Consider the following 14,333-nt stretch of genomic DNA (forward strand, 5'->3'; position numbering starts at 1 on the left):
CCATGGACGCTGACGATATTATTCACCAGGCCTGGCACCAGCGTTTTGTGCTGGCCGGCGACGGCGAGCAGGCACAACTGGATTATCAGCTGGCCGGCAATACCATCAACTTTACCAATACCTTTGTACCACCGGAGTTGCGCGGCCAGGGCCTGGCTGAAAAACTGGTGCGCTACGGCCTGGCCTGGGCCAGAGCACAGAACTTAACCATTTATGCCAGCTGCTGGTATGTGAAAAAATTCCTGGACTAAAAAAGGACTTACTATGTTATCACGCCTCACTTTTGCCCTGGCGGTGCTGTTAGGGAGCACCATCCTGAGCGGATGTAACACCAACAGCACCATCGCTGCTGAGCAGAGCAGCAGCCTTAATGTGCCGCAATACAGTGCCGAGCAATTTTTTGCCACCAAAACCTATTTTGGTAATGATATTAATCATAATGCCACTGCGATGTTGGTCGCCTCGGATGAAAGCGGCGTATTTAACCTGTATCGGGTAAGCCTGGATGGCAGTAACTGGCAGCCATTAACGCAATCGACTACCGATCCGGCCTTTCCGGTCAGCTGGTTTCCACAAGATGACCGGCTGCTGTATACCGCCGATCAGGGCGGCAACGAGCTGAACCATGTGTATTTGCGTGAAGTGGATGGCACAGTGCGGGACCTGACCCCCGGCGATAAGCTTAAAGCTTACTTTGTTGGCTGGCATAACGACCATAGCTTTTACATTGCCAGCAACGAGCGCGACCCGCGCTTTTTTGACCTGTATCACTACAACGGCAGCGACTACAGCCGCCAGCTGGTATTTAGCAATAGTGATGGCTATGGCATCAGCGCCGTGAGTAAGGACGGCCGCTATGTGGCACTGAGCAAAGAGCGCAATAATGCTGACAACAACCTGTACCTGCTGCAGCTTGGTAACAGTAACGCCAGCCCGGTATTAATTACCGGGCACCAGGGTAATATTTCGCATCAGGTGTATGGTTTTACCCCGGACAGCACAGCATTGCTGTTTGGCGCCAATGGCAGCAGCGAGTTTGTTGCGGCCTACAGCTACAACCTGCAAAGCGGCGCGACCTCACCCTACAGCCAGGCCGACTGGGATATCAGCTTTATTTATTTCAGCGATGATAAACAATACCGGGTACAAGGGGTCAATGCTGATGCCTCAACGGTGCTGAGCATTACTCACCTGCCCACGGGCAAGGCCCTGCAGTTGCCAGAGCTGCCGGCCGGCGATTTACGCGGCGTGACCTTTTCCGCTGACAGTAAATATCTGAGTTTTTACTTAAACGCTGATAACAGCCCGTCTAATCTATATGTCTGGCAGCTGGGCAGCCCCGCTGCAAAACGTTTAACCCAGGCGCTGGACAGCAGCATCAACGAGCAGCATCTGGTACAAAGCAAGGTAGTGCGCTTTAACAGCTTTGACGATGTAACCATACCAGCGCTGTTGTACAAACCACATCAGGCCACAGCTAATACGAAGCTGCCAGCGGTGATCTGGATCCATGGCGGTCCGGGCGGCCAGTCGCGTACCGGCTACAATCCGATGCTCCAGCATCTGGTTAATCATGGATACGCGGTATTATCGGTTAATAACCGCGGCTCAGCTGGCTATGGCAAAACCTTTTTTCACCTGGATGATTTGCGCCACGGTGAGGATGATTTGCAAGACATTGTGTACGGTAAAAAATACCTGCAAACCCTGGACTGGGTAGCTGGCGATCGCATTGGCGTAATGGGCGGCAGCTACGGGGGTTACCTGACCATGGCAGCCATGGCCTTTACCGACGAGTTTAACCTTGGCATTAATATTTTCGGGGTAACAAATTGGGTGCGCACCCTGGAAAGTATTCCACCCTGGTGGGAGGCATTTCGGGAGTCGTTATATGCCGAGCTGGGTGATCCGGCAGTAGACGGCGAGCGGCTGCATCGCATATCTCCGCTGTTTCACGCTGATAAGGTTAAAAAGCCGGTGCTGGTAGTGCAAGGTGCTAACGACCCACGGGTGTTGCAGGTTGAAAGTGATGAAATGGTCGAAGCCATTCGCGCCAATAATGTGCCGGTAGAATATGTATTGTTCGAAGATGAAGGCCATGGTTTTCTGAAAAAAAGCAACCGGATCACCGCCCAGCAGGCCTATCTGGCATTTTTAAAGCAGTATTTGTAACAACAGGCTTTGCAAATAACCACCTGTCGCTGCCAGCGGCACGTGGTTATGCAGCAAAACCATTACTAAGCCACGATACCAAGGCCAGTTAGCGCAGCAGTGAAAACTGATTACCACCGCGGCTTTGTGCATGCAACATAGCAGCAGCTGCGCGCTCGATCAGCAAGCTGGCATCGTTACCATCTTCCGGAAAGCGGCTAATGCCAATACTGGCCGTAATGTCCAGTGGCTCAGGACAAATGCCATTAAGCAGGGTCAGCTTTTGCATCAGCTTTTCCGCCACCAGCACGGCATCATAGATGCGGCTGACATCGGTGATTAACAACAGAAACTGACCATCGGCCTGCTGACTGATGCTATCGCACTCGCGTACAACGGCCAGCATGCGCGCCAGCGTCAATTCGCTCACCTGCTTCGCTACTGTTATGCCATAGCGTTGCCCAATATTCTGATAATGATCCAGCTGTACAAATAACAATGCAAAGCCATGGCTGTGGCGTTGTGCCTGTTTAATCATAAATTGCAGCTGGCGCCGCATATGCTGTTTATCTGGTGTATCAGTGTGCTCAGCTGACTGCTGACTCTGGCGCAGCGCCAGCATTTCGCAAAGCGTCCGTTCAGTCAAATCTTCTGCCCGTTGCAGTGCCTGCTCTAACTGAGCATAGCTACGCCTGGGGGCCAGCAGAATTTTGTGATGCAGAATCGGCCAGACACCATAAATATGGCTGATACCATTAGGTTTACTTTGCATACTGGCCTCCTGCCTGCTGTCGCTAAATCCTGCGACCGCGGATCAGCCGCACTGCCACTACTACCAGGGCTACCACCAGCAAAATATGAATAAAGCCACCCATGGTGTAAGACGACACCAGGCCAAGGGCCCACAGAATAATCAGTAATACAATAATGGTTTCTAACATAACGCTTTCCCTGTTAACTGTCCAAAGAGTCTGACTATACCGCAATGTATTCCGCTGGTATGTGCGCTGTCACACATAGCTATTGATATTTTTCAGGGTGCGCTAACGCACAGAGAACGGCTCAATATCCGCGTAAGCTGGCTAGGTTATCAACTGAGGATCTGAGCATGAAAATACTAACTACTTTACAGGCGTTGCTGTTGACGCTGCCGCTGCTGGCTGTAACCGGCTGCGACAACAAACCGGCAGCAGCGGGTCAGAATAGCCAGCAACAGGACAACCGACTTGGCAGCGCCGTCACCGAAGCATTACAACGCGATGCCGTTTTTGCCCGCAGTGATATCAACGTAATGGTGTCAGCAGCAGGTCAGGTAACGCTGAGCGGCACTGTGGCATCGAGTGAAGACAAAAGACGCGCAGCTGAAATAGTGCAGCAAGTTGCCGGCATAAAAAACGTAAACAACGAGCTGGACGTTGTCAGCCCGGCTAATCCTGATTAGGTGCTAACCATCGGGCGTGCCATAGGTCAGGCACGCCATGCAGCATATCTGACCTGACTTTTCCCTCTATGTTCGACAACGAACAGAGTTAACAACTAGTCCAACTATACTGATAAGCTGTCAACATAACGATAAGGACAATCTTATGCCACAGTCGGCCAACAAGCAGCCGCTTGCTGCTACTTTGCACCAACCTGAACATAACCATCTGCTGAACGCGCTTTCTGCGGACGTGCAGCAACGGCTATTCCCGCATCTGGAACTGGTAGAAATGCCGCTGGGAAAAGTACTATACGAGTCTGGTGATGTGCTGCGCTATGTGTATTTCCCCACCGATTGCATTGTATCCTTGCTGTATGTAATGGAAAATGGCGCTTCTGCCGAGATTTCAGTGGTAGGGTTTGAGGGGCTGGTGGGTGTGGCACTGTTTATGGGCGGCGAAAGTACCACCAGCAGAGGCGTAGTACAAAGCGCGGGCTATGCTTATCGGTTATTTGGTAATCGGATGAAAGATGAGTTTAACCGCCACGGCGAATTACTGTATTTAATGTTGCGCTATTCGCAAGCGTTGATCACCCAGATGGCACAAACCGCGGTGTGCAACCGCCATCACAGTATCGACCAGCAACTCTGCCGCTGGCTGCTGTTATCCCTGGACCGCTTAAAAGATAACCACCTGATAATGACCCAGGAGCTGATCGCCAACATGCTTGGCGTGCGGCGCGAAGGTGTCACTGAAGCTGCTGGCCGGTTGCACAGACAGGGCGTTATTGATTACAGCAGGGGCCATATCCTGGTGACCAACCGCTGCAAACTGGAACAACTAAGCTGTGAATGTTATAGCGTGGTAAAAACCGAAACCGACCGCTTGCTGCCGTTTAACAAGTTAGATAAGGCCTTTAAAAAGTAGCTGTCTCTATAATTATTAATGCTAAAAATTCTAAAGCAGTACCAGCAGTTCTATGTACGATAGCGCACCGACTGCAGCGTAAGCACAGGCTAAGCTAAGCCATTAACATTGATGTTATTGGTTGCAGGTTACTATGCCTTTACTTTTTCGCACTACATTGGGTGCCCTTTTTCGGCCACTTTTACACACTTTTCGTACTTTAGTGCAGCACACCAGTGTTCGGTTTTCTCCTGCGCTATGGCAGCAAACTGCGCCAGTGCGGGCCGAATTATTCAGTGTCGAGCGACTGCAACTGCATGCCCATAGCCTGGCAGCTGCCCAGCCCATTGTCAGCGATACCACACTGTGGCAACAGTTCAGGTTGTATTGCCGCCCGGCCTTGCAACAGCGGCTGAGCGCCAATGCCCGAACCTTGCTGGCAGCTTACCGGGTCAGCGCAACACAGTTGCAAGCCGGGCATAGCATTGTCCCCGCCGCAGAATGGTTGCTGGACAACTACCATATTGTCGAGCAGCAAATCCGGGAAATTCGCGACGATTTGCCACCCGGCTATTACCGCCAGTTACCTAAACTGGCCAGTGGCCCCTTTCGTGGCTATCCCCGAGTGCTCGGCATTTCCTGGGCTTATGTCGCCCATACTGACAGTCACTTTGACCCGGCAATTCTAAGTCGCTTTTTGGCCGCGTATCAGCACGTGCAACCGCTGAGCATTGGCGAGCTGTGGGCGGTGGCCATTACCTTACGCATTGTGCTGATTGAAAACCTGCGCCGCTTAACCGACCAAATCAGCCGGGGTCTGGCGCAGCGCGCAGCAGCCGACGAGCTGGCCGATACTATTTTAGCCGGGGCAGACTGGCAGCATACCGTGCTCCAGTACCGTGGCGCACTGGATGACAGCTTTGCCGCTCAGCTGGCAAAACGGTTACGCGATCACGACCCTGGCGTCACACCCGCTTTGCAATGGCTCAGCCAGCAGTTAACCGCACAGAACGACAGTATTGAGCAGGTGGTACTCAGAGCCCAGCAGAGACTGGGCGCTTCTAATGTCAGTGTGCGCAATGTGATGACCAGCATGCGGCGGATTTCAGCCATAGACTGGACCGAACTGTTTGAAAAGGTCAGCCTGGTCGATCTGCAACTGGTTGCTGCCAGCCGTTTTGCTGAGATGGATTTTGCCAGTCGCAATTTATACCGCACGGCCATTGAGCAGTTAGCACGCCTGGCGAAATGTCCAGAGCTCACGGTAACCGCCAAGGTACTGCAGGCCGCCAGCGAGAGTGCCGCCCAGTGCAGCAACCCGGTACAAGCTGAGCGCGAAGCCGATTGTGGTTATCATTTACTCGGCCATGGCCGGGGGGCATTGCAACGGCAGCTTGGCATCAAACCCGGTATCTGGCACGCGCTGCAGCATTGGTTGGGCTGGCGCGGCATTACCAGTTATATCAGTCTGTTTATGGTGCTTTGCGCCGGTTTAATGCTGCTAGCCGGCACACTGTTAGCGATCAGCGGCCTGAGCTGGCTGTGGCTGGTATTGCTGGCCGCGATACCGCTCACTGAACTGGCCAGTGCTCTGCTGCAACATATGGCCAGCCGCTTTAGCACTGCCAATGTGCTGCCGGCGCTTGAACTAAGCCAGGGGATACCTGCTGAGCTGCGGACCCTTGTCGTCGTGCCTGTACTATTGAGCAATAAAGCCGAGTTACGCCAGCACTTACAGCGTCTGGAAGAACACTATCTGGCCGCCGGCAACGGAGATATCTACTTTGCCCTGCTGTCAGATTTTACCGACGCCCACCAGCAACACCTGCCGGCAGATCAGGCATTACTGCAACAAGCTATAGATGGCGTTGCGGCATTGAATATGCACTACACCACTGCTATAGCGCCTGCTGGTGCTGCGTCCTGCCCACGGTTTTTATTACTGCAACGCCAGCGTCAGTACAATCCCAGCGAGCAAACCTGGATGGGTGCAGAGCGCAAACGCGGCAAACTCAGCGATTTAAACCAGGTACTGCTGGCCGCCGGTAAGCAGCCGATGGCTGACGCTGGCAAGCAAAACCCGTTTTGTGGCAGCAGCGCAGCATACCCGCTGTTATCGAATGCCGTGCCGGCGCAGGTAAGGTATGTGATTACCCTGGATGCCGATACCCGACTGCCGCGCAATGCTGCGGTGAAACTGGTCGGGAAAATGGCCCATCCGCTGAACCGGCCACAATTTTGCCGGCAACAACAACGGATCATTGCCGGCTACGGTATTTTGCAACCACGCGTTACGCCTGCACTGGCATTCGCCGGGCAAGGCTCACGCTACCTGCACTTAACATCGGGCCCGGCCGGCATTGACCCCTACGCCAGCGCAGTATCTGATTTGTATCAGGATTTATTTGCTGAAGGCTCCTTTACCGGCAAAGGCATATACGATGTTGCGGCCTTCAGTGCGGCCTTACACAACAGGGTGCCCGCCAACAGCATGCTCAGCCATGATTTATTTGAAGGCATATTTGCCCGCGCCGGCCTGGTGTCAGATATCGAAGTGGTCGAAGAGTTCCCGACCCGTTACGACGTTGCCGTCAAGCGGCAGCATCGCTGGACCCGCGGCGATTGGCAGTTGCTGCCCTGGCTGGCTAAGGCACTGTTTAGCCGGCGTCAGCCTGCCTCAATCCGGATGCCCTTGCTGGGTCGCTGGAAAATGCTCGATAATCTGCGCCGATCAATGCTGGCGCCGGCCGGTTTTCTTGCCCTTACTCTGACGTTACTGCTGCCGTGGCCGCTGGCACTGCACGCCACGTTATTGCTCGCTGTGGTATTACTGCTGCCACCATTAATGCTGCACCGTTTTACCTTATTACCCCGACACAGTATTTTGCAAAACGGTGGGGCTGTTCAGCTACGCAGCCTTTACAGCAACTTACTGGCAGACTTTGGCCAAACCCTGCTCCAGTGCTTGCTACAGCTTGTATTACTGGCCGATCAGGCCTGGCGGATGAGCCATGCTATTACCATTACCCTGTGGCGTTTGCTGGTGAGCCGTAAACTGCTGCTCCAGTGGCTGACTACTGCCCAGAGTAGTGCTCAGCCGCAACGATCCCTGGCCGGCTATTACCGCCAGATGCTGCCCGGCTTAATCCTAAGCTGGTTCAGCGCTGTGCTGGTCATCTGGCAGGCGCCGCATAATCTGCTCCTGTTTGCGCCGCTGTTCAGTTTATGGCAGCTGGCACCAGCCCTGATGTATTGGCTTAGCCTGCCTGTCAGCCAGCAGCAAAGCCGGTCGCTTACCAGCACTGAGAGTAACAGCCTGCGGTTGATTGGCCGGCGCACCTGGCGCTTTTTCGAACGCTTTGTCAGTGCCGATGACAACAGCTTGCCACCGGATAATTTTCAGCAAACCCCCGAGCCGGTTATTGCTCACCGCACCTCGCCCACCAATATTGGCGTCTACCTGCTATCTGTGGTGACAGCCCGCGATTTTGGCTGGCTCGGCACCCACGCCAGCGTCTGCAGACTGGAGCAAACCTTTGCAACCTTAAGCCGGCTTAATCGCTTTCAGGGCCACTTTTACAACTGGTACGATACCCAGAGTTTACACATCCTGGCCCCCGCTTATATCTCATCGGTTGACAGCGGCAATCTGGCCGGGCATTTGCTGGCTCTGGCCAATAGCCTGGAAGACTGGCAGCAACTGCTGTTGGCACCTCAGGCACTGCAGGGGGTAAGCGACAACCTGGTACTGGCCCAACAAAGCCTGCAGCACAGCGGCTGTATGCTGCAGCATGATCCAGAGCTACACGCTTGCCTGGAAAGGCTGGCCGTTCAGTTGAAAAATACCAGCCAGCGCCTGGCACCGCTGCACACCAGCTTAATTGAACTGGCGAACCAGGCGCTGAGTCTGTACCAGAGTAGCAGCGAGTGCCACCCGGCCACGGCAACCGCGCAGCCGCACAGTGACAACCTGCTGTTTTATTTGCAGGCACTTTGGCAAACCCTGCAACAGCACCAGCACGACAACCTGGCCAGCAGCGCTGAACAGCTGCAGTTGCAACAGCGTTTAGCCAATTTGGCCGTGGACGCCAGAGCAATGGCGCTCAACATGAACTTTCGGTTTTTACTGAATACGGAACGTAATTTGCTGTCAATTGGCTACACCGTTGCCGACAATCAACTGGATAGCAGCTGTTATGATTTACTGGCATCAGAGGCCCGCCTCGCCAGCCTGTTTGCTATCGCCAAAGGCGATATCGACAGCAAGCACTGGTTTCGGCTCGGCCGCAGCGCCACGCCGCTGGGTAATGGTGCTGCCTTGTTGTCATGGTCAGGCTCAATGTTTGAATACCTGATGCCATCGCTGGTAATGCGTGCGGCAGTGGGCAGTCTGTTGGAGCAAAGTAACCGCCTGATCGTGGCGCGACAAATCAGTTACGGCCAACAACACCATATACCCTGGGGGATTTCAGAATCGGCCTATAATGCCCGCGACCTGCATCTCACCTATCAGTATTCTAATTTCGGTGTACCCGGGCTCGGTTTAAAACGTGGCCTGGCACAAAACCGGGTAATAGCCCCTTATGCCACTGCCTTGGCCAGTATGGTCGATGCACCCGCCGCCTGCCGTAACTTTGCCTGGCTGGCCCGGCTGGGTGCGCTGGGTGATTATGGTTTTATTGAAGCGCTGGATTACACGCCAGCGCGCCAACCCCAGCCCGACCAACCGGTGCTGATCCAGAGTTTTATGGCGCACCATCAGGGCATGACCCTGATCGCGATTCTCAATACCCTGCAACAGGGGCTGATGCGTAACCGCTTTCATCGCGAGCCTATCATCAGCGCCTGTGAACTGTTACTGCAAGAGCGGGTGCCCCGCGATATCCTGAATGTGCACCCGCAGGCTGAAACGGTCAGCATTGCCGCTGCTGGCAGCGAATCACTGGTGGAACTCAGTCCCGAGCCAACAGCGGCCGGCACCCCCTACACCCATATCCTCAGTAACGGTAATTACAGTGTGATGTTAAGTGCAGCAGGCAGCGGCTACAGTCGCTGGCATGGGATCGCGATTACCCGCTGGCGCGCCGATAGCACCCTGGATAATGGTGGCAGCTATATTTTGTTGCGTGAGCGCAGCAGCCCGCAATGCTGGGCGGTTAGCCTGCAACCCGCTGTCGTCAGCAACACGCCGGCGAGTGGCCATGCCGTGACCTTTAGTGAAGCAGCGGCAGAATTCAGTGTGCAGCAGAAAAAAATCAGCGCCCGCTTAACGGTGGTCGTGTCATCTGAGCACAACGGTGAAGTGCGTTGTGTCACCCTGTGTAATCATAGCCAGCGCGCGCAAACACTGGAGCTTACCTCTTATGCTGAACTGGTGCTGGGCAATACCCAGAACGACAATGCCCACCCGGCATTTTCCAAGTTGTTTGTACAAACAGAGTTTAGCAGCGAGCTCGGTGCCATTATTGCTACCCGCCGCCCGCGTACCCCTGCGGAAACACCGCTGTGGCTGGCCCATTTTGCTGTGGTGCAAGGGCTGAGCAGCGCTGATCTGGTGCAAAGTGGCGCCTTACAATATGAAACTGATCGGGCCTTGTTCTTTGGCACAGGCAACAGTTTGCAGCAGGCACAGGCGATGCGGCGCTATCAGCCGCTAAGCAACAGCACTGGCACTGTGCTCGACCCCATCCTCAGTATCCGGCCAACCGTCACCGTTGCTGCTGGCAAACAGCTAAAAGTGGCATTCTGGACCTTGCTGGCCAGCTCACGCGAGGAACTGCTGCAACTGATTGAACAACATAACGAGTTCAGTGCCTTCGAACGCACCGCTACCCTGGCCTGGACCCTGGCACAGGTGCAATTGCGTCACCTTGGCGTCAGTGTCGCCGAAGCAGCGCTATTCCAGCGCCTGACCGGCCCGTTATTATTCAATGACCCGCGCTTTCGTTCGCCGCCGGCAGCCATTAAGCGTGGTGCCGATTCGCAGGCTGGCGTCTGGCAACATGGCATCTCCGGCGATTTACCGGTAGTTCTGTTGCACATTGATGATATCGACGATATTGACAGCGTCCGCCAGTTATTGCGGGCGCACGAATACTGGCATTTAAAGCAGCTGGCGGTAGATCTGGTGATCATCAACGAGCGCGCCAGCTCTTACGTGCAGGACTTACAACAGGCGATAGAAACGCTGGTTCGCAGCAGCCAGAGCCGGCCAGCCGTCATACCGCCGGCCAGCGCACCAACGTTAAGCAGCGGCAATGTGTACACGTTGCGTGCCGATTTGATGAGCGTCGCCAGCCGCAGCTTGCTGGCGGCTATTGCCCGGGTGGTACTGTATGCCCGACGCGGCAATTTACAGCGACAGCTGCAACGTTTAGCCCCTGAGCCAGCGCATCAGCCCATAGCCGTGCCAGCAGCTGAAACCGTTGCCAGCGCACAACTGACCGACAACACAAGCGAGGCCATCGCGGGTTACCACAGCAGTAAACTGGAGTTTTTTAATGGCCTGGGTGGTTTTGCCAATGATGGCAGTGAATACGTCATTCTGTTACAGCACTACCAGCGTACGCCAATGCCCTGGCTGAATGTGATTGCCAATGCGCAATTTGGTTTTCAGGTATCCGCCTGCGGCAGTGGTTACAGCTGGGCAGAAAGCAGCCGGGAAAACCAACTTACCCCCTGGTCGAATGACCCGGTTACCGATCCCTGCGCCGAAGCCATCTATGTGCAGGACCTGATCAGCGGCCAGCTGATTACCGCCAGCTGTACCCCGGTCAACGATGGTGGCCCTTACAGCGCTTGCCACGGCTTTGGTTACAGCCGCTTTCAGCACCACGCACAGGGCCTGCAACTTAGCTTATTGCAGTATGTGCCGCTGAACGACCCGATTAAGATCTCCCGCCTGACCCTGCTAAACACGTCAACCAAACCGCGGCAACTGCAGGTCACCGCTTATGCCGAATGGGTACTGGGCAGGGATCGTGCGGCCTGCGCCCCGTATTTAATCAGTGAATTTGCCAGTGAGCACGCTGCATTACTGGTGCAAAACCCCTGGCAAACGGCTTTTGCCGGCCGGGTGGCTTTTGCGGCGCTGGGCGGCAACACCGCGTTATCCGGCTGGACCGCTGATCGCACCGAGTTTCTTGGCCGCAATGGCAGTAGCCAGAACCCACAGGCATTGCTGGCGCAGCACACATTGTGCGCGGCCAGTGGCGCAGCACTCGACCCCTGTGCGGCCTTGCAACACAAGCTGACCCTGGCCCCGGGCGAGCAAATTGAATTAGTGTTTTTTCTTGGGCAAAGCACTGATAACGCCAGTGCGCTGGCGCTGCTGACGCGCTACCGCCAGGCTGATTTAGCCGCTGTACTGCAGCAGGTGAAGCAGCACTGGCAACAGCTATTGCAGGCGGTACAGGTCAGAACACCGGACCGCGCTATGGACATTATGCTAAACGGCTGGCTGCTGTATCAAACCATAGCCTGTCGGGTGCATGCCCGGGCCGCCTTTTATCAGGCCAGCGGGGCTTATGGCTTTCGCGATCAGCTGCAAGATACCATGGCGTTAAGCTTTGCTGCACCAGAGCTAACCCGGGCCCAGTTGTTACGGGCAGCACAGCGGCAGTTTGTTGAAGGTGACGTGCAGCATTGGTGGCTGCCACACAGTGGCCAGGGCGTGCGCAGCCGTATTTCTGACGACAGGGTTTGGCTGGCTTTTGCCTGCAACCGCTATATCGAAACCTCGGGTGATAGTGCAGTACTGGATGAGGACATCAACTTTTTGCAAGGGCCGGCGTTAAAGCCTGAACAGCATGACGCATTCTTTCAGCCAATGCCAACCGACACAGTAGCGTCTTTGTATGAGCATTGTGCCCGCGGCCTGGACCTGGCAATCAGCCTGAGCAGTAAACGCGGTTTACCGCTAATTGGCAGTGGTGACTGGAACGATGGTATGGACCAGGTGGGCAGCAAGGGGCTGGGCGAAAGTATCTGGCTGGGCTGGTTACTGCTAAGCGCCCTGCGGCCATTTATTGCATTGGCTGTTGCCAGACAAGACCCGCGCGCTGCGCAGTGGCAACAGCATAGCGACACCCTGCTAAGTGCCATGGAACATTATGGCTGGGACGGCAACTGGTACAAACGTGCTACCTATGATGATGGTAGCTGGCTTGGCAGCCAGCATAGCGACGAGTGCCAGCTGGATTCGCTAAGTCAGTCCTGGGCGGTGCTATCCGATGCGGCTGAGCCGGCGCGCGCGGAAGCGGCAATGGCCGCAGTCGACCAGTACTTAGTGCAACAGCAACACCAACTACTGTTGCTGTTTACCCCGCCGTTTGACAACAGCGTCAATAACCCGGGCTATATCAAAGGCTACCCGCCGGGGCTTCGGGAAAACGGCGGCCAGTACAGCCATGCTGCCATGTGGGTAGTGATGGCATTTGCCAAACTGGGGCAGGCAGATAAAGCGCATCAGCTGTTTAGTATGTTAAATCCGCTAAACCATGCGTTAACCCCTGCTGCGGTAGCGCGTTATCAGCTGGAACCTTATGTGGTGGCCGCTGATATCTATTCCGTGGCACCGCATATTGGCCGCGGTGGCTGGAGCTGGTATACCGGCGCAGCAGGCTGGATGTACCGGGCCGGTGTTGAAAGCCTGCTTGGCCTGACCCGCCATGGCAACCATATTCGTCTTGCCCCTTGTCTGCCAGCACACTGGCCGGGTTTTAGCGCTACCGTGAACATTGCCAACAGCCGCTATGTGCTGGAGATTAGCCAGAACGTATTACCTGAGCAAGCAGGGCTGACGCTGGACGGCAACCCTATACCAGCAGAGTCTGCATTGTTTAGTCACGCCAACTGTCTAACGCTGCCGTTAGATCAACAGCAGCATCAGCTCAGCTGGCGCACCGCTCAGCAGACTGAACGTTAATGAAGGGCGTTGGGTGTTGTAGCGCACAGACGCAGACGCACGCTGGCAGTATCTTTAGGGTTCAAGGCTGCATGGCACCGGCCTTGAACCAATTGGGTCAACTCAGTGCTGAAGGCTTTAGTGATGTCTGCTGCACCAGTCCCGCTTATCAGCAATCATTTATTGCAATTATTAAACAATACTGCCCGGCAGGCGCTACTGCAACACTGTGACGTGGTGCAGTTGCAGTTTGCCGACATCCTGTGCCAGTCAAACCAGACTTATCAGTATTTATACTTTCCGCTCAGTGGTTTTATTTCGCTGGTAACCAAACTGGATAACCACAAGCCGCTGGAGTTGGGCATTATTGGCAATGAGGGCATGTTGGGCGCAACACTGGCACTGAATGTCAGCCTGGCCCCGATGCAAGCGGTGGTGCAGGGCAAAGGTAGCGCCTGGCGGATTAGCCTGGCTAAGTTACAGCAATGTATCCGGCAATGCCCGCAGCTGAAGCAGGTTCTGCAGCAATATTTGTTTGTGCAGCTGGGACAACTGGCCCAGAATGTTGCCTGTGCCCACTTCCATGAACTGCGGCCGCGACTGGCCCGCTGGCTGCTAATGAGCCATGACCGCGCCCACAGCAGCAGTTTTTACCTGACCCATCAGTTTCTGGCCGGCATGCTGGGTGCACGACGCAGCGGCGTTACTGTGGCAGCTGGCATGCTGCAACAACAGCAAATCATCAGTTATAGCAGAGGCATGATCAGTATTCTGGATCGGCAGGCGTTGCAGGGCATGGCCTGCGAATGCTATCAGGCAGCGCTGGACGATTACCACCGGATGCTGGGTGAACCTGCCCCGGACGACAGTAACGCCGTCAGTGCCAGCTAGCCACTGCCGCGCTGCGGATTACCTGACATCAGTACGGCCATAAAAAAAACCCGCGG

General features: G+C 55.0%; 8 protein-coding genes. 6 read left to right on the plus strand and 2 right to left on the minus strand.

Annotated elements, in window-relative coordinates:
• Positions 1-2: 2 nt before the first annotated feature.
• Positions 3-251: a GNAT family N-acetyltransferase gene (locus tag WG68_RS11835; protein ID WP_046557907.1), complete on the plus strand. Its 249-nt coding sequence runs from the start codon at positions 3-5 to the stop codon at positions 249-251.
• Between the two features lie 13 nt (positions 252-264).
• On the plus strand, positions 265-2,172 hold the full coding sequence (locus WG68_RS11840; RefSeq protein ID WP_046557908.1) for a S9 family peptidase: 1,908 nt from the start codon (positions 265-267) through the stop codon (positions 2,170-2,172).
• A gap of 88 nt (positions 2,173-2,260) precedes the next feature.
• Here WG68_RS11840 and WG68_RS11845 read toward each other — a convergent pair whose 3' ends face one another.
• Complete coding sequence (locus WG68_RS11845; protein ID WP_046557909.1) at positions 2,261-2,923, minus strand: GGDEF domain-containing protein; 663 nt, start codon at positions 2,921-2,923, stop codon at positions 2,261-2,263.
• Between the two features lie 22 nt (positions 2,924-2,945).
• The gene (locus WG68_RS19550; protein ID WP_152663087.1) at positions 2,946-3,092 is read right to left on the minus strand and encodes a lmo0937 family membrane protein; all 147 of its coding nucleotides are present in this window, start codon (positions 3,090-3,092) and stop codon (positions 2,946-2,948) included.
• 167 nt (positions 3,093-3,259) lie between these two features.
• Here WG68_RS19550 and WG68_RS11850 point away from each other — a divergent pair, with 167 nt between their 5' ends.
• The 4 genes from WG68_RS11850 (at position 3,260) to WG68_RS11865 (ending at position 14,277) form a co-directional block, all read left to right on the plus strand.
• Positions 3,260-3,592 carry a BON domain-containing protein gene (locus tag WG68_RS11850; RefSeq protein ID WP_046557910.1) on the plus strand — a complete coding sequence of 111 codons (333 nt, stop codon included), beginning with the start codon at positions 3,260-3,262 and terminating at the stop codon, positions 3,590-3,592.
• A gap of 145 nt (positions 3,593-3,737) precedes the next feature.
• Entirely contained in the window at positions 3,738-4,502 is a 765-nt protein-coding gene (locus WG68_RS11855; RefSeq protein ID WP_046557911.1) for a Crp/Fnr family transcriptional regulator, read from the plus strand.
• A 133-nt stretch (positions 4,503-4,635) separates the two neighbouring features.
• Positions 4,636-13,407, plus strand: a complete 8,772-nt coding sequence (locus tag WG68_RS11860) for a GH36-type glycosyl hydrolase domain-containing protein (RefSeq protein ID WP_052749067.1) — start codon at positions 4,636-4,638, stop codon at positions 13,405-13,407.
• Positions 13,408-13,530: 123 nt separating this feature from the next.
• Positions 13,531-14,277 carry a Crp/Fnr family transcriptional regulator gene (locus WG68_RS11865; protein WP_046557912.1) on the plus strand — a complete coding sequence of 249 codons (747 nt, stop codon included), beginning with the start codon at positions 13,531-13,533 and terminating at the stop codon, positions 14,275-14,277.
• Positions 14,278-14,333: the final 56 nt, after the last annotated feature.

It is taken from the genome of Arsukibacterium ikkense, from assembly GCF_000987775.1.
Lineage (GTDB): Bacteria > Pseudomonadota > Gammaproteobacteria > Enterobacterales > Alteromonadaceae > Alishewanella > Alishewanella ikkense.